Source organism: Yoonia sp. 2307UL14-13 (assembly GCF_037572755.1).
Classification (GTDB): domain Bacteria; phylum Pseudomonadota; class Alphaproteobacteria; order Rhodobacterales; family Rhodobacteraceae; genus Yoonia.
Genome location: NZ_JBBIFZ010000004.1, coordinates 62798 through 78905, shown reverse-complemented (window position 1 = coordinate 78905; position 16108 = coordinate 62798). Strand labels below are relative to the sequence as shown.

General features: G+C 60.0%; 14 protein-coding genes. 8 read left to right on the top strand and 6 right to left on the bottom strand.

What is annotated here, in order from left to right; translation table 11 throughout:
• Nucleotides 1–7: 7 nt before the first annotated feature.
• Nucleotides 8–1009: a TAXI family TRAP transporter solute-binding subunit gene (locus V8J85_RS11660; RefSeq protein WP_339953918.1), complete on the bottom strand. Its 1002-nt coding sequence runs from the start codon at nt 1007–1009 to the stop codon at nt 8–10.
• A 319-nt stretch (nt 1010–1328) separates the two neighbouring features.
• Here V8J85_RS11660 and V8J85_RS11655 point away from each other — a divergent pair, with 319 nt between their 5' ends.
• Together V8J85_RS11655 and V8J85_RS11650 are read left to right on the top strand one after the other, a co-directional pair.
• On the top strand, nt 1329–1652 hold the full coding sequence (locus V8J85_RS11655; protein WP_339953917.1) for a 2Fe-2S iron-sulfur cluster-binding protein: 324 nt from the start codon (nt 1329–1331) through the stop codon (nt 1650–1652).
• Complete coding sequence (locus V8J85_RS11650; protein WP_339953916.1) at nt 1652–2380, top strand: FG-GAP-like repeat-containing protein; 729 nt, start codon at nt 1652–1654, stop codon at nt 2378–2380. Before V8J85_RS11655 ends, V8J85_RS11650 begins: the two co-directional genes overlap by 1 nt.
• Here the strand turns inward: V8J85_RS11650 and cobS are convergent.
• Complete coding sequence (gene cobS, locus V8J85_RS11645; protein ID WP_339953915.1) at nt 2370–3122, bottom strand: adenosylcobinamide-GDP ribazoletransferase; 753 nt, start codon at nt 3120–3122, stop codon at nt 2370–2372. The two genes, V8J85_RS11650 and cobS, sit on opposite strands and share 11 nt — an antisense overlap.
• Before the next feature lie 79 nt (nt 3123–3201).
• Between cobS and cobT the strand changes: the two genes are divergently transcribed.
• Nucleotides 3202–4212 (top strand): nicotinate-nucleotide--dimethylbenzimidazole phosphoribosyltransferase, encoded by a 1011-nt coding sequence (gene cobT, locus V8J85_RS11640; protein WP_339954188.1) that lies wholly within the window; start codon nt 3202–3204, stop codon nt 4210–4212.
• 279 nt (nt 4213–4491) lie between these two features.
• Here cobT and V8J85_RS11635 read toward each other — a convergent pair whose 3' ends face one another.
• Nucleotides 4492–6366: a monovalent cation:proton antiporter-2 (CPA2) family protein gene (locus tag V8J85_RS11635; protein ID WP_339953914.1), complete on the bottom strand. Its 1875-nt coding sequence runs from the start codon at nt 6364–6366 to the stop codon at nt 4492–4494.
• A gap of 89 nt (nt 6367–6455) precedes the next feature.
• Between V8J85_RS11635 and V8J85_RS11630 the strand changes: the two genes are divergently transcribed.
• A complete protein-coding gene (locus tag V8J85_RS11630) occupies nt 6456–7640 on the top strand; it encodes an MFS transporter (protein ID WP_339953913.1) in 1185 nt (394 codons plus the stop codon).
• On the opposite strand, the gene V8J85_RS11625 is transcribed toward V8J85_RS11630, so the two are convergent.
• Complete coding sequence (locus V8J85_RS11625) at nt 7637–8095, bottom strand: Lrp/AsnC family transcriptional regulator (protein WP_339953912.1); 459 nt, start codon at nt 8093–8095, stop codon at nt 7637–7639. The two genes, V8J85_RS11630 and V8J85_RS11625, sit on opposite strands and share 4 nt — an antisense overlap.
• A 136-nt stretch (nt 8096–8231) precedes the next feature.
• Here V8J85_RS11625 and hppD point away from each other — a divergent pair, with 136 nt between their 5' ends.
• Nucleotides 8232–9326 (top strand): 4-hydroxyphenylpyruvate dioxygenase, encoded by a 1095-nt coding sequence (gene hppD, locus V8J85_RS11620; protein ID WP_339953911.1) that lies wholly within the window; start codon nt 8232–8234, stop codon nt 9324–9326.
• A gap of 110 nt (nt 9327–9436) precedes the next feature.
• Nucleotides 9437–10000: a hypothetical protein gene (locus V8J85_RS11615; protein WP_339953910.1), complete on the top strand. Its 564-nt coding sequence runs from the start codon at nt 9437–9439 to the stop codon at nt 9998–10000.
• Between the two features lie 106 nt (nt 10001–10106).
• Here V8J85_RS11615 and V8J85_RS11610 read toward each other — a convergent pair whose 3' ends face one another.
• On the bottom strand, nt 10107–13028 hold the full coding sequence (locus tag V8J85_RS11610; protein ID WP_339953909.1) for a hypothetical protein: 2922 nt from the start codon (nt 13026–13028) through the stop codon (nt 10107–10109).
• 117 nt (nt 13029–13145) lie between these two features.
• The gene (locus tag V8J85_RS11605) at nt 13146–14438 is read right to left on the bottom strand and encodes an O-acetylhomoserine aminocarboxypropyltransferase/cysteine synthase family protein (RefSeq protein WP_339953908.1); all 1293 of its coding nucleotides are present in this window, start codon (nt 14436–14438) and stop codon (nt 13146–13148) included.
• Nucleotides 14439–14514: 76 nt separating this feature from the next.
• Here V8J85_RS11605 and V8J85_RS11600 point away from each other — a divergent pair, with 76 nt between their 5' ends.
• Together V8J85_RS11600 and V8J85_RS11595 are read left to right on the top strand one after the other, a co-directional pair.
• Entirely contained in the window at nt 14515–14934 is a 420-nt protein-coding gene (locus tag V8J85_RS11600; RefSeq protein WP_339953907.1) for a VOC family protein, read from the top strand.
• A 273-nt stretch (nt 14935–15207) separates the two neighbouring features.
• A complete protein-coding gene (locus V8J85_RS11595) occupies nt 15208–16095 on the top strand; it encodes a dihydrodipicolinate synthase family protein (protein WP_339953906.1) in 888 nt (295 codons plus the stop codon).
• Nucleotides 16096–16108: the final 13 nt, after the last annotated feature.

Here is a 16108-nt window from a genome sequence, read left to right as displayed (position 1 = left end):
ATGTGCTTTATTTAGCGATCAGACGCTCGGGAATTTCGATCCCCTGTTCCTGATAATACCGCGCCGCGCCGGGATGCAGCGGCACAGGCAGACCTGCAATCGCCTGTTCAATCGCCATCACCTTGGTCGCCGGATGAATGGCCTGCAGGAAGGGCAGGTTTTCATAGATCGTCTTGGTGATCAGATAGACGTTCTCTTCAGGGATATCGGCATGGGTCGCGAGGAAGTTCGGTTGCGCGATGGTGTTGATGTCCTCGGTCTGGCCAGGGTACGTGCCTGCGGGGATCACATAAGGCGTCCACAGACCGCGGTCTCCGTCAGCTTGGGCAACTTGCTCTTCGGTGAAATTCAGCATTTTCACGCTGTCCCCCGCCGCTGCCATCAACTGGCTGACGGCACCGGTGGGGACGCCGGCGGGCGTGCCAATGCCTTTGACCTGACCGTTCTGCAGCGCCTCGGCCGATGGGCCATAGCCCGCGAAGACCAGTTCATAATCGTTCTCGATGTCAACCCCGAACCCCGAAAGAATTGTAGCGTTCGATCCGATCGTGCCGGAGTTCTGGCGACCCAGCGCCATCGCCTCACCTTTCAGGGCAACAAGGTCTTCGATCGTGCCTGTTTCGGCGGCATCGGCGGCCACGACGAACTGTTCCACATTCTGCCACAGCATTGTGACCGAGCGTAGGTGTTCCTGCGGTCCTGCTTCCTCCACCGGGCCGGTGCCGGTGGCGGCGTAATAGCCGAAGAGACCCTGCAGAATGGCGAACTGCGCCTCGCCTTCGCGGATCAAACGCACGTTTTCGCCCGATCCGGCCGAGCTGATCGCCGACATCCCGATGTTTTCGCCCGGCTCCAGCTTGACCTTGACCAGCGTCGATAGGGCCACCCCGACTGGATAATAGGTGCCGCCGGTCGATGCGGTGGCAAGAATATAGCTCGCCTCTTCCGCCTGCGCGGCGGGTGTCACCAAAACCAGACTTGCCGCGACTGCGGCGGTGAACATTTTCATGATGTGTCCTCCCAGAAATTGCCCTTTGCGGGCATATGGGACAGAAAACCTGCTCTGCGATGCAAGGACAAGCAAGATCGCGGACTGCGGCTAAATAGCTGGTAAAAATGTATTTATTGCGGATTGAATGGCGCGCTTTGGTACGGATGTGCGACTTTCCGCACAGCTGATAGCGCCAACACCGACATTCCGTCCGATTCATCGCACAAGACCCCACGGGAATTTGCGCCGCGAACCGGGCATTTCCACTGGTCGAAACAGCCACTGTCCACTACATCTGGCGGGACGAAAACCAGATGGTGAAGGACGAGGGCGGGCAATGGCCAAGATTACTTATGTGGAACACGGCGGGAAAGAGCATGTGGTGGATGTCGCTAACGGGCTGACCGTAATGGAAGGCGCGCGCGACAACGGCATCCCCGGGATCGAGGCCGATTGCGGCGGCGCCTGTGCCTGTTCCACCTGCCATGTCTATGTGGACGACGCCTGGGTCGAGAAACTGCCCGCCAAGGACGCCATGGAAGAGGACATGCTCGACTTTGCCTATCAGCCCGACGCGACAAAGTCGCGGCTGACCTGCCAGTTGAAGGTGACGGATGAACTGGACGGGCTGCGTGTGCAGATGCCGGAAAAGCAGATTTGATGTGGCGCTGGGCGGCGGTTCTGGCGGTCATCGCTGCGCCGCTTTCGGCAGAAACGATTGTTTCGGCGGAATATGCTGGGCCGACGGATCGCTATGCCCATGGTGTGCTCGGCGACGCGATTGAGTGGTCGCGACTGATCATCAATGTGGACACCGAAAAAAATGGAACTCTGTTCACCGAACTTGTTGTCAGGGAAACAAGCTATACTTTCAGGCTTCCCCTCGATCGGGTCTTCGAAGATATCGCACCTCGCTTGGCAGATGTTGATGGCGACGGCGACGACGAAGTCATTGTGGTCGAAACCCAAGTCAGTTCTGGCGCTCAACTCGCCATATATGACGAGACTGGCAAGATCGCAGCAACACCTCACATCGGCACCCGCAACCGCTGGCTCGCACCAATAGGTGCGGCCGATCTTGATGGCGACGGCTATGTCGAGATCGCCTATATCGACCGCCCACATCTGGCCAAGACCCTGCGGGTCTGGCGCTTCAAGGATGGCGCTTTGAGCGAAGTGACCGCAGCCTCTGGCCTGACCAATCACCGCATCGGGGAGGACTTTATCGGCGGCGGCATCCGTGATTGCGGAGGGGGCCCCGAGATGATCACGGCGGATGCCGATTGGTTTAACATCATGGCGACCCGCATGGTTGATGGCATGCTTCAGGCGCGGATCATTGGCCAGTTTGACGGCCCGGCGTCATTCGACGCCGCCCTTAGCTGCTGATCAGGACAAGTAACGTCAGCAGCACCGCCATCTCGACCATCTGCTGTGTTGCCCCCAAAATATCTCCGGTCTGCCCGCCGATCTTCGCTTTTGCGATCAGTGCACAGACCAATGTTGTCAGTGCAACCACGCAGGCAATCATGATGATCCCGACATTCCAGAAGTAAACCGCTGGCACGGCAGCGATGAGTATCGCGATCAATGCTGTCGCGGGGCTTGGCCGCCCGACGGATCGGCTTAGCCCGTCATCCCGTGCATGCTGCAGCAACGCCATGACGCCTACCATCCCCGTGCGGCTGACCATGGCCACCGTCAGGATGACCGGCCAATGCAGACCTGCCGTCACGAAAGGCGCCAGCGCCAGCCAGCGGATCAGGAAAGACAGCATCAAAGCGGACACACCGTAGACGCCGATCCGGCTGTCTTTCATGATCTCCAATCGGCGGTCGCGGTCCCAACCGCCCCACAGCCCATCCGCGCTATCGGCCAGCCCGTCCTCATGCATGGCACCTGTGATGATCACGGATGTGGCAAGGGCCAGCGCCGCGGCGACGCCACCCGGCACGCCCATCCAGACGGCCAGCGATGCAACCGCCGCGACCATGACCCCGACGACCAGCCCGGCCAGCGGATAGGCCCAGCCCGCCGCTGCGCCGCGTGCTGCGACCCTCTCTCCATCTACCGGCACCGGCAGCCGGCTCAGCAAACCGATCGCGGCCACTATGTCCCCCGGTCTCATCATTTTTCCTGCATCCAATCCAGCCTTTTCATTGTGATCCCATTCGTTAGACATGTCCGAAGATTCACGCAACGAGGACCTGATGCCTGCACCGTTTTGCACCCTTTCCGATTTCCGCGCGTTACTGGCGCAGGCCCCGGCCCCCGATCCGTCCGCATTGCAGGGCGCGCAGGATCGTAATGGGCAACTCACCAAGCCGCCCGGCGCCTTGGGGCGGCTCGAAGACCTTGCCATCTGGTACGCAGGCTGGCGCGGCACCGCGCAGCCGACCCTCGAAAATCCGCAGGTGATCGTCTTCGCCGGCAACCATGGCGTCTGCGCGCAGGGCGTCTCGGCCTTTCCGGCGGAAGTGACGTCGCAGATGGTTGCGAATTTTGAGCATGGCGGGGCCGCGATCAACCAGCTGTCCAAGGCTTTTGGGGCCAAGATGGATGTGCATGCCCTGTCGCTTGACACACCGACGCAAGATTTCACGCAAGGGCCAGCGATGACCGGGGATGAGGTTGTCGCGGCCCTTCAAACCGGTTGGTCTGCTGTCGATCCGCAGTCTGATCTGCTGGTGACTGGCGAGATGGGGATCGGGAATACGACCTCTGCCGCAGCCATTGCCCATGCGCTTTTTGGTGGCGACGCCGCTGATTGGACAGGGCGCGGGACAGGCGTGGATGATGCGGGTCTGACCCGCAAGACTGAGGTTGTGGCCAAGGGTGTCGCGCTGCATGCTGCGGACGATCCGCTGGAGGTGCTGCGCTGCCTTGGCGGGCGAGAGCTTGCCGCGATGGCGGGGGCAATCGCTGCGGCACGGCATCACCGCATTCCGGTGATCCTGGACGGGTTCATTTGCACCGCTGCGGCCGCTGTGTTGGCCCGGGCGCAAGCGGGTGCGCTGGACCATACGGTCGCCGGGCATCTGAGCGCGGAGGGGGCACATCAAAGGTTGCTGGATGCGATCGACAAACAGCCGTTGCTGAATCTTGGTTTGCGGCTGGGCGAAGGGTCAGGCGCGGCGCTGGCGATTGGTGTTCTGAAAGGGGCGATTGCCTGTCATTCAGGCATGGCGACCTTTGCGGAGGCGGGGGTGAGTGACGCTTAAGTACAACTCAAGATTGAAAATTTGGCCCTTTGTTTGGTAATTTTGTCAAGTTGGTTACGGATCGATGTGTAACCCTTTGTTTTAAAGTCGCGATCTGGCGTTAGGCGCGATCGGAAAACCATCGGAAAACTATCGGAATTCCGTCGGACCTTCGCGCGCGGTCGGTGGCCGTTTCGTTAACCTTTGCGATCGTGCCTGTGTACCGGTGAAGGCAGCGTGAATGTATCGTTCGGTCGAGGCCCCGGATCAGGTCCGGGGCGGGTGGTCGTGGTCTGACCCCTAACTGGCCTTCCGTTCATTCTCTTGCTGGCGTGCGGCAAGGGCGGTTTCCAGATCGTTGTTCAACGCCTTGGCGCGGTCGACATAGTCGGGGTTCTTATCGACCGGTACACCCGGCTTCCACAGTTCGGCCAATTCGCGCAGGGCGGTTCGGTCGTGCTGGTAGAACGTCTGTTCCAGCTCGGACGCTTCGTAATCCGACAGCCCCAGATTCTCGAGTACGTAGCGCCCGGCGCGGAGTGAGCTGTCGAACATCTCGCGCACGATATCGTCGGCGCCTGCATCGAAAAGTTCATAGACATGGACGCGGTCGCGCGCGCGGGCGACGATGTGAAGGTCAGGGCGTTGCTTACGGGCGTAGGCGACCAGCGTGTTCGCGGATTTCTTGTCATCGACGGCGACCACCAGCACCTTGGCGTCTTCCAGCCCTGCGGCCTGCAACAGGTCGGGTCGGGTCGGATCGCCAAAAAAGCCACGGAACCCGAATTTGCGCATCATCTCGACGGCGGCCAGATTGCTGTCGATCACCACGGTGTCAAAGCCCGCACTTTGCACGAGCCGGTTGACGATCTGCCCAAACCGCCCGATCCCCGCGATGATGACGGGGCCCTGGAAATCGACCTTGTCCGGTTCCATGTCATCCTGATCGCCCCGGCGACTGCTGAGGAATTCGTAAAGGATGAACAGAAGCGGCGTGATCAGCATCGACAATGCGACAACCAACAAGAGCGTGTTTGATTCACCTTGGCTGACGACGCCCTGCTGAACAGAGAAGGAGATCAAGACAAAGCCGAATTCCCCAGCCTGCGCCAGACCGAGGGTGAAGAGCCATCGGTCGTTGCCACGTATTTTGAACAATAATGATAGCACAAAAAGGATTGCCCCTTTGATCAGCATCACGCCGAGGGTAAGGATCAGAATGTAGCCGGGCGCATCGAGGAGCAGGGTAAAGTTGATGCCCGCCCCGACGGTGATGAAGAACAGGCCCAAGAGCAGCCCCTTGAACGGTTCGAGGTCGCTTTCCAGTTCATGCCGGAATTCGGAGTTGGCGAGAACGACGCCTGCGAGGAATGTCCCCAAGGCGGGTGAGAGGCCCACCATGCTCATCAGTACCGCTGTGGCGACGACCATCAGGAGGGCGAGTGCTGTATACATCTCGCGCAGCCGCGCCTGATGGATGTAGCGGAAGACGGGCCGGGTCAGGAAGATCCCGGCAAGGATCACAGCGGCGACGGCGGCGATAGTTACGAGGGTAACACCCCAGCCCGGTAGTCCGTCCACGAGGCTCATCATCGCATGTTCGTCGTGATGGTCGTCGGTGGCGAGATGCACCGACCCATCCTCGCCCATGCGCATCATCGCGGGGGCGGCCAGCAATGGCAGAATGGCCAGAATCGGGATCACGGCGATGTCTTGTGTCAGCAGCACCGAAAAGGTTGATCGCCCACCGCCGGTTTGCATCAGCCCTTTTTCATTGAGCGTTTGCAGAACGATCGCGGTCGAGGACAGTGCCAGCGACATGCCCACAGCCAGCGCAAAGGGCCATTGATATCCCAAGGCCATGCAGGCGCCCATGATGGCGAGCGTTGTTAATGTCACTTGCAGCCCGCCCAAACCGATCAGCCGGTCGCGCATATCCCACAAGGCGCGTGGTTCCAGCTCTAGCCCGATCAGGAACAGCATCATCACGACGCCGAATTCGGCAAAGTGCTGCAGATCCTGCGTTTCGCTGCCGACGAGGCCGGTCAGCGGGCCGATCACGATCCCGGCGAGCAGGTAGCCAAGGACGGAACCCAGCCCCAGACGTGATGCCAGTGGCACCGCGATGACGGCGGCACCGAGATAGATCGTCGCTTGAAACAGAAAGGATTCCATAGTTGACGTATCGCAAGGGAAAGCACGTGGTGCAACGCGGCAGTTTGCGGGTGGCGCTTCGCTGCCCTGCCGCATAGCGTCCGGAAAGCATGGCTGAGAACAAACGCACAGAATTGCGGCGCTTGCTGATCGCGCAGGTGCCTGCGGATTTTTCCGATTGGCTGGATTTCGTCGCGATCGGTGCGCTGCTGGCCTATGTCTGGGTTGTCCCGACTTACGCCTATGCGGTGCTTGGCGTGGCGTTTGGTTTGCCATATCTGTTGGTTGGCCTCTTTGCCGGGGCGATCGTCGACCGGATGAGCCTCAATCGGGTGTTGGTGCTGAGCAATCTGGGCCGTGGGGTCTTTACCGGCGCCCTGTTTTTCGCACCGAACTGGCCGGTGTTGATGGTGTTGATTGCGCTGCGCACGGGTGTCGACACGTTCTTTACCCCTGCCAAGCAGGGCGCGATCCAGGCCCTGACCGATGAGACAACCCGCATGCGCGCAAACGGGCGCAGTCATGCGATCAACCAGGCGTCGAAGATCGTGGCACCGGCCTTGGGGGGTGGCTTGCTGATCATCATGGCGCCGGGGCAGATTTTTTTGCTGAATGCCCTCGTCTCGGTCATCGCCGCGATCATGGTCTGGCGCCTGCATCCGATTGCCCGCCCGCCGGCGGACGATGAGGATGAGCCGGGGATGATGCAAAGTATCCGCACCGGCCTGCGCGAGATCGGTGCAAAACCGATCCTCAAGGCGGCGCTGATCATGATGGGTGCCGGTTACTTTGCGATGTTCTTTTATGACATGCTGATCGTGCCGCTGACCCGCGATTTTGGGTTCTCCGAGACGATCCTTGGCGTGACGCTTGCCTTTGTCGGGGCAGGGGGTGTGCTGGGGTCGCTGATGCTCGGTGAGACGGAACGCCCTTTTCTTTGGATCGCGGCGGGGGCGGGGATTGGGGGGAGCCTGTCGATCGTGCTGGGGCTTTTTGAGGCGACAGGGACGTCGATGCCGCTGTTGCTATATCTCTCCATCTTTTTTGTGCTTGGCATCACCTCGGCCATGGGGCTGGTGCCTTATCGCACGCTGATCCAGAACCACGTGCCGTCAAACCGGATTGGCCGGGTGACCGCGATGAGCGAGGCGATCAATACGAGCGCGATCCTGGTTGCGCCGTTTCTTGGTGCGGCCCTGGCGTCGGTGACATCCTTCGGGGTGGCGTTTATGGGCGGTGGGCTGATGTTTCTGATGCTGGCGGGTCGCGCGCTGATGTTGCGCGATCAGCGTTAGACGGGCAGGGGCGCGTCGGGTTTGACCCGCTCCATCACGATCTGGCTTTGCACCCGGCTGACGGCGGGGTGAGGCAGCAGGACCTGCTGAACGAGCATGTTGAGTGCTGCGAGGTCGGCGCAATAGACCCGCAGCAGGTAGTCAGCTTCGCCAGTCAGCGTCCATGCGCCGACGATCTCGGCCTTGGTGCGGGTCATCCGAACGAAGTCGCGCGCGTTCTGTTCTGTATGGGTGGCCATGACGATCTGGATGAAGGCCTGCACACCAAGGCCGACCTTTTCGGGGTTCAGCGACGCGCGGTAGCCGGCGATGTAACCTTCCGCCTCAAGCCGCTGCCGCCTGCGCCCGGCCTGTGAGGTGGACATGTTCAATCGCTCGCCCAACGCCTGTGCCGTAAGGGTCGAGTCGGTCTGTAGTGCAGCCAGAAGCCTGCGATCACTTTCGTCGAGTGACATGCGCAAAATCCGCGTTCTATATTCCAAACGTGCGCAGAAAGCGCATGTTTTCATTAATATACTTATCATCTTGCTGAAAATACTCAAGAAACATGCGGTAAGATCAGAAAAGTTGCCAGCAGTAGGAGAACAGCCCATGGGTCCTTTCCCCCACGATGCCCCGAAATCGAAGATCACACCTGAAAATCCCGCGGGGACCGATGGTTTTGAATTCGTCGAATTCGCCCATCAGGAGCCCGACACGCTGCGCGATCTGTTCGCGAAAATGGGCTATGCCCATACCGCCACGCACAAGAGCAAGGATATCCAGCTGTGGCAGCAGGGCGATATCACCTACGTCATCAACAATGAGCCCGGCAGCCACGCGCGGGCCTTCGTGGAGGAACACGGGCCCTGTGCGCCTGCGATGGGCTGGCGGGTGGTCGACGCACAACACGCCTTTGACCACGCGGTCAAGAAGGGGGCTACGCCTTATGAAGGCGGCGGCAAAACCATGAACGTCCCAGCAATCGTCGGGATCGGCGGCAGCCTGATCTATTTCATAGATCAGTATTACGAGGCGAACCCCTATAACGATGAATTTGACTGGGTGTCGAATGCGCATCCGACCGGCGTCGGGTTCCATTATCTCGATCACCTGACCCACAACGTCCACAAGGGCAATATGGATACGTGGTTCAAGTTCTACGGTGATCTTTTCAATTTCAAGGAAATCCGGTTTTTCGACATCGAAGGCAAGTTTACCGGCCTTTTGTCACGTGCATTGACATCCCCCTGCGGACGCATTCGCATTCCGATCAACGAGGATCGGGGTGAGACAGGACAGATCGTCGAATATCTCAAGCGGTACAATGGCGAGGGTATTCAGCATATCGCCGTCGGGGCGCATGATCTTTACGACGCGACGGACGAGATCGCGGCGCGGGGTGTCAAATTCATGCCCAAACCGCCCAGCACCTATTACGATCTGAGTTATGACAGGGTCGAGGGCCATGATGAGCCACGCGACCGGATGGAAAAGCATGGCATCCTGATCGATGGCGAAGGGGTCGTGGATGGCGGTGAGACGCGCATCTTGTTGCAGATTTTCTCGAAGACGGTGATCGGCCCGATCTTTTTCGAATTCATCCAGCGCAAAGGCGATGACGGGTTTGGCGAAGGCAACTTCAAAGCGCTGTTCGAGAGTATCGAAGCCGATCAGATCGAACGCGGTGTATTGAAGGCGGGTTGATCGCCCATCGGTGCGCCTCGCCCCTGATGTGATCGGGGGAGTCCGTTCAAGCGGCCGCTTTGTCGAATTTTGATATTGTAAATGGTCCAGCTCAAAGCCACCGTGACCAGATGGGCTATGACATTAACGTTTTCGTATCGAGGTTGCCGCAAAACCCCATTCCGGCTTGGACCACGCGCCTAAATGCCCATGACAGTTTAAGGTTTGAAATACATCCGAGCATAAAGTTTGGACCTGGCCTTAGCGGCTTTTTTCCAATCAAGGTAACAGTACCCGGGCGATGGCCTTTTTCTTCGTCTGAGTCGTACATGTCGGGTTTTGAGATGTCCGTCCGCAGTTTTGATTTTGAGAGCCACTTTGGCCCAAAAAACGGCGACGTCGAGACAAAACGACAACAACTTAGGGCAGAAGAGCTGGACTTAGAGCTTTGGGAGGGTTTCACGTCTCAAATCCTTGTTTCATTCAAATCAAAAAACAGGTTCGAAGCACGGCTTTCCTTTCTTTCCGCAGCTATTTTGACCGAAGAAATGGGCGTAATATGTACTGATCCGCAAACGGGTGAAACGCTGGATCAAGACCGCCTGTTTTCTTGGGCGGCAGAGCGTGTGCGGCAATACGAGTTGGACACACACGGCCAGGACTTAATCTCCTACCCCTTTGATGACTGGAAGTAGCGTCTCTTGAAAAACTGCCATTGGATGCAGCAATTTGAAAGTCCGCTTAGCCCCTATCGGTCCGAAATACTATGCTTAGGGCAAACATCAGCTGAATGTTGCGTGCTTAGCCCTCTGGCACCTGCAACGCATAGGTCCGTCCGCGTTTGACGTAGTTCAGCGCATTGTCCCCGATGGCGGTCACCTGACCGCCATCCAGTGAACTACCGATTTCGACCCGGACATAACGCCCGCTTGACAAGCGAACCAATGCACGGCGTGCGTTCGGACGGCCATAGACCCCGATCAGGTTCATGTCACGCAAACGGATCGCGTCCTCTTGGGTCGCTGCCCTTGCCACACCCCCCGGTACGGGACCGGTCTGGCGCGGTGGTGCGACCACCGCAACACTGGCCTGTGGAACGGCCGTCGATCCTGCGGCGGTGTCACGTGGCTGTTCCCGCTGCGGGGTTGCTTGACGGGCGGCGGCAACGACCCGCGCGAAATTGTCCGGGCGGGTCCGGGGCCGACCTGATTGGGTCACGGCATTGGCGGTTGGATCGACAAATGCGTTTGCTGCCGCCTCTGCCTCTTCCTCAGCGATACCGGCAATGACCGACGTGATGTCCGGGTTCGTGGGCAAATCCTCGCGTATGAGCGGAACCAGATCACTTGGCCGTAATGAGGGGCGCGGTCCGGTCGGTACGGTCGAACCAAGCGCCGCCTCGACGGTCGCATCCGCCGGGTCATCGGCGTCGTCCTGAACAAGTCCGGCGAGCCCGACGCTGCCTGGCGAACGAGTTTCATCTTCCGCTGAAGCGCTATCCTGCGGCACCGCATCCGCGGCGCGCAGTGGCGGGGTCACAGGCGGCGACCCGGCGATCACGACCACACCTTCGGGGGCGGGAGCCAACAACGCCATCCGTTCAAGGTCTTCCGGTGTCAGTGTCGGACGTAGGCGCAGGGTCAAATCCTCGGGCAATCCCGAGAAAACAACAGCCCCTTCCGGGGTGATGGTGCCCTCTGGCGTCGCAGCGACAAAGCCGTCGTCATCCAATGTAAAGGTCGCTTCCGGCGGGGGAGGATCGGCGGGGGCGACAAAACTTAGCCCAGGTTCCAGGGTGCCGGCATCGGGTACGATCGGCTGGGCCACGGCATCGGGCGCGACGTCCGGATCAGGCCATGCCACGCCCGTATTCTCGGCGGTCCGTGGCACGCTCACGATCCGTGGGGCGCGCTGCCAGACCCCGGTCACGGCGTAGATTTGGGCCGCTTCGTCCGGGCTTAGTACCTGGCCGCGCAATACCGGCGCACCAAGACTGGCTTGCGCGGTGGGGGCTTCGGACTGTGGCACCGGCATCGGGTTCTGTGCAGGCAATTCCGCATCAGCCGCCGCTGCTGCGGCCAAGGCCGGAGTGGCGCGCGCCGATACGGCTGGCACCGGTTCCGGTGAAACAACAGATGCGGTCTGCGGCAATGGCGCACTTGGTGGAACGATGTCGAGCAAGGTCACGACAGGTGTATCCGACGATGTCGCCTCGTCAGGATCGGAGGGGATCGCTGCGGGCACGACATTGGCTGTATCCACGGTCTCGGCCTGCGCTGCAGGAACCGTTGGTGTCGTGTCTTCCGATGGGTCGGCCTGGGTTCCGCCGAATTGCATCCACGCCAGCAATCCGGCGAAAACAAAACTCGCTGCCAAGGCTGCGCCGACAAGCGCCTTTTTCGACATGGCCGGCCGTGCGGGCGCAGTATGGGCGCGTCGGGGCGGTGTCGGTGCCGCCGGGATGGCGGCGATTTCGGCAGCGCTTGGCAACCCTGGGGCCGGGGCTGGCGCGACTTGTGTCGTTCCCACGATCCGACGGCGCGCGCGACGCTTATATTTTGGGCGGGCCGTATGGTATTCTTCGATGATCGGGTCGACGGGCATGGCAAAAACCGGGACGGTTTTTGGGGCAGGTGCCGTCGCGATGATTTTCTCAGGCTCTTCCGGCGGCGTGACCGTCGACGCGAACAATTCAGGCTGCTCGGGTTCTTTTGTAACGGTGGGTTCGTCTTGGGCAACGTCATCGTGCCTGGCGGCGATCACTTCCGTCGCGGCAGGCTGATCTGGTCGCGCCTCTTCTTCAACCGACGTATCGTCTGCCACCAGCTCTTCAATGTCTGAAGGCGGCTCAACAGCTTCATCTTCGGGCGGCACGGCGTCAATCTCTGGCGCGTCGTCCGTATGCTGCGCGACCTCGATGTCGTCGGCGTGCTCGATCACTTCGGTCGGGTCGCCAGATGCATTTTCCTTCAAGGTCGCTTCGACTGTCTCGGCGTTCGTTTCATCTGTCACTTCTTCGCGTGCATCGGCAGGGGGTTCGATCGCGGTGTCCGTTTCATCCTGTGACGCCTCTGGAACACGGTCCCCATCATCCAGATGCGGCGCCAGAAGTGTCGCCAGATCGTTTTCTTCCGCCGGCGGCAATTCCTCTTCGGGAATGTCGAAGATCAACAGGCGGGATTTCACGCGGGTCCCGACAATCATGATCGGCAGCACATCGCGTTCGGCTGTCGCACCCATGCCCAGCACGTCGGTGATCGTTCGGGTGGGGCCGAAGAACACTTCGCTTTGGAAGGTGAACGGTTCGGGGATCGCGACAAAGCAAACCGGATTGAATTGGTGCGCGCGGGCGAATGCCTCGGCCTCGTCCAGTGTCTCGCGCGCGACGGCGGCGATATGGGTGCGGCCGCCGCGGCGTTCGCAATCAATGACCAATTCGCTCAGATCATAGGGCGTTTCGCCATCCAGAGCGGCCTGGATGTGTTCGTCGCTGGTTTGTGTCGTGTCCAGCGCCATGTACTTGATCTGATCCAGCGGGATCACGATCTTGCTGCGGATGCCGCCCGGTTCGAGCGCCAGCGCTTTCTTGCGCAGATCGGCCAGTTGCGCGTCCAGATCATCGGCTTCGACATCCGCCTCGCCCACGGGGCGCCAGCCACCGGTGACCCGGTGCAACAGCTGGATGCCTTCGAAAGACAGCGACAGTGCGAAGTTCGTGCTCATGCCAAGCGACTACCAAATTGTTTGTAATGGCAAAACATGTCCCACCATCATGCCGGAACAATAAAGCAGAATACCGCGCAGGAAAAGGGTGGGCCCCCGGGGCCTACCCTTTGGTCATCAGGCGGTCGCCTTGGCCAGGGCCTGATCCAGATCGGCGATCAGATCGTCAGCATCCTCGATGCCGATCGACAGGCGGACGATCCCCGGCCCCGCGCCCGCCGCTTCCTGCTGTTCGGCGGTCAGTTGACGGTGCGTGGTAGAGGCCGAGTGGATGATCAGACTGCGTGCATCCCCAAGGTTGGCGACATGGCTGAAAATCTCGAGACTATCGACCAGCTTGATACAGGCGTCATAGCCGCCTTTCACGGCGACGGTGAACAGGGCACCCGCACCTTTCGGGCAGATCTTGTCGACCAGTTTGAAATAAGGCGAGCTTTCGAGACCGGCATAGGTCACGTAGTCCGTGCGTGGATCATCTTCGAGCCATTTGGCGACTTTCCTGGCGTTCTCCACGTGACGGTCCATGCGTAATGACAGTGTTTCGATGCCCATCAGCGTGTAGTGTGCCGCCTGCGGGTTCATGGTCATTCCGAGGTCGCGCAAGCCGACGGCGATGCCATGGAAGGTGAAGGCGAGGGGGCCGAACGTCTCGGCGAATTTCAGGCCGTGATAGGCGGGTTCGGGTTCGCTGAGCGAGGGGAATTTGTCGTTGGCGGCCCAGTCGAACTTGCCGGAGTCCACCACGCAGCCGCCGGTGACCGTGCCGTTGCCGGTCAGGTATTTGGTGGTCGAATGCACCACCAGCGTGGCGCCATGTTCGATCGGTCGGCAAAGGTAGGGGGTGGCTGACGTGTTGTCGACGATGAGCGGAATACCGGCCTCATCCGCGATGGCCGAAACCGCATCAAGGTCTGTGATGTGCCCGCCGGGGTTGGCCACCGCCTCGCAAAAGATCGCGCGGGTGTCGTCGTCGATGGCCGCCTTCACCGCATCCATGTCGTCAAAATCGACGAACGTGGCCGCCCAGCCGAAACGTTTGATCGTCTGGCTGAACTGCGTGACGGTGCCGCCGTAGAGGCGGCTGGAGGCGACGATATTGCGCCCGGGCTGCATCAGCGGGAAGAGCGCCATGATCTGCGCCGCGTGGCCGGAGGAGCAGCAGACCGCACCTGCGCCGCCTTCCAATGTTGCGATCCGTTCCTGCAAGGCAGCCACGGTCGGGTTGGTCAGGCGTGAATAAATATACCCCACCTCTTGCAAATTGAACAAAGCGGCGGCGTGATCGGCATCGCGGAATACGTAGGCCGTCGTCTGGTAGATCGGCACTTGCCGTGCGCCCGTTGCCGGGTCGGGGCGGGCGCCTGCATGGATTTGCAGCGTATCGAAACCATAGATCGGATTGTCGGACATCGTCTTCTCCCTTTGAAACTGTTGGGCCACGGTGTAGGCCGAAATACACGCGCCCTCAACGACATAGGATCAGAACATGCCCGTCCCGTTTCATTTGGCCTTCAACGTCACCGATCTGGATGAGGCGCGCGCGTTTTACGGTGAGGCGCTTGGCGCGACCGAAGGGCGATCGACCGAAACATGGGTTGATTTCGATTTCTTCGGACATCAGCTGAGCCTGCATCTGGGCGAACCCTTTGCTAGCGCGCCGACCGGGAAAGTGGGGGATCACATTGTGCCGATGCCGCATTTCGGGGTTGTGTTGCCTTTGGTCGACTGGACCGCGCTGGCCGGACGTCTGGAAGAGCGGCAAACGAATTTCATCATCGCGCCGTCCGTTCGGTTCAAGGGTCAACCGGGCGAGCAATGGACGATGTTCTTCCGCGACCCGTCAGGTAATCCGATCGAGGTGAAGGGTTTTGCGAGTGAGAGCGGGGTGTTTGCGCATGACGGATGACATCGGGCCACTCCACCACGGGTGAAGCTGCCACCTGTGCATCGCTGCGCCGTTCGAGACCGGCGCCCCCTGTAATCCATCAGACGTGCATCCGAGGGCCGCGCCCTATCCACACGCGAAAGATGCTATTTTTTCATACCGAGCCTTCTGGCACTGGCGTCATTTCTTGACGTCGCGCGGCTTTGGCATTCATTTGCGATTGTTTGTGACTTTGAACCTGACATCACGCCGCATATACGCGCGCTGGTGTCGTGCTAATGCAAAGGTGTTTAAATGCCCCCATTCACCGGCCTCTGCGCTTTTCCGATTACGCCGACGGCGCCCAACGGCGCTACCGACCTCGACAATCTCGGCACGTTGCTCGACCGGATCGTCGCGGGCGGGGTCGATTCGATCGGTTTGCTTGGCAGTACAGGCACCTATGCCTACCTTACATACAGCGAACGCATGAGAGTGACGGCCTTCGCAGCGGAACGGTTGGCGCGCACATGTCAGTTTATCGTCAGCATCGGCGCAATCCGCACCGATGACGCGCAACGACTGGCCGAACAGGCCGCATCGGTTGGTGCGGCGGGCGTGTTGATGGCCCCGGTGTCCTACACCCCGCTGACGGATGACGAAGTATTCCAGCATTACAGGTCCGTGTCAGAGACCACCGACCTGCCGCTTTGTATCTACGACAATCCCAGCACCACCCATTTCACATTCAGTACCGAACTTCTGGCCCGTCTTGCGGTATTGCCCAACATCTGCGGCGTCAAAACGCTGGTCACGACGGATATGAACGCACATCTATCGTCGTTGCGCGGCGCGCTGCCGACCGGGTTCCAGATTGGCTATAGCGGCGATTGGGGTTGCGCTGATGCGCTCGCGAACGGTGCGGATGCATGGTTTAGCGTCATCGCGGGGGTGCTTCCCGAAGTCAGCGTGAAACTCGCCCATGCGGCGCGAAGCGGTGATAGGGCCGAAACCATCCGGATCAATGATGCGCTGCGGCCCTTGTGGGCGCTTTTCCAGAGTTACGGGAGCATCAGGGTGGTCTACGCGATCGCCCATCAAATGCAGTTGATACAACATGATTTGCCGCTTCCGATCAAACTATTGGACAAATCCACACAGGATCGGGTGAACGAGGCGCTTATCATCTTGAATGATGTCTAGGCCTGCCGGATCG

Bases quoted from the DNA above. Each gene is read 5' to 3' on its own strand.
- V8J85_RS11660 (WP_339953918.1), bottom strand. From the start codon at position 1,009: ATGAAAATGTTCACCGCCGCAGTCGCGGCAAGTCTGGTTTTGGTGACA.
- V8J85_RS11655 (WP_339953917.1), top strand. From the start codon at position 1,329: ATGGCCAAGATTACTTATGTGGAACACGGCGGGAAAGAGCATGTGGTG.
- V8J85_RS11650 (WP_339953916.1), top strand. From the start codon at position 1,652: ATGTGGCGCTGGGCGGCGGTTCTGGCGGTCATCGCTGCGCCGCTTTCG.
- cobS (WP_339953915.1), bottom strand. From the start codon at position 3,122: ATGATGAGACCGGGGGACATAGTGGCCGCGATCGGTTTGCTGAGCCGG.
- cobT (WP_339954188.1), top strand. From the start codon at position 3,202: ATGCCTGCACCGTTTTGCACCCTTTCCGATTTCCGCGCGTTACTGGCG.
- V8J85_RS11635 (WP_339953914.1), bottom strand. From the start codon at position 6,366: ATGGAATCCTTTCTGTTTCAAGCGACGATCTATCTCGGTGCCGCCGTC.
- V8J85_RS11630 (WP_339953913.1), top strand. From the start codon at position 6,456: ATGGCTGAGAACAAACGCACAGAATTGCGGCGCTTGCTGATCGCGCAG.
- V8J85_RS11625 (WP_339953912.1), bottom strand. From the start codon at position 8,095: ATGTCACTCGACGAAAGTGATCGCAGGCTTCTGGCTGCACTACAGACC.
- hppD (WP_339953911.1), top strand. From the start codon at position 8,232: ATGGGTCCTTTCCCCCACGATGCCCCGAAATCGAAGATCACACCTGAA.
- V8J85_RS11615 (WP_339953910.1), top strand. From the start codon at position 9,437: ATGGGCTATGACATTAACGTTTTCGTATCGAGGTTGCCGCAAAACCCC.
- V8J85_RS11610 (WP_339953909.1), bottom strand. From the start codon at position 13,028: ATGAGCACGAACTTCGCACTGTCGCTGTCTTTCGAAGGCATCCAGCTG.
- V8J85_RS11605 (WP_339953908.1), bottom strand. From the start codon at position 14,438: ATGTCCGACAATCCGATCTATGGTTTCGATACGCTGCAAATCCATGCA.
- V8J85_RS11600 (WP_339953907.1), top strand. From the start codon at position 14,515: ATGCCCGTCCCGTTTCATTTGGCCTTCAACGTCACCGATCTGGATGAG.
- V8J85_RS11595 (WP_339953906.1), top strand. From the start codon at position 15,208: ATGCCCCCATTCACCGGCCTCTGCGCTTTTCCGATTACGCCGACGGCG.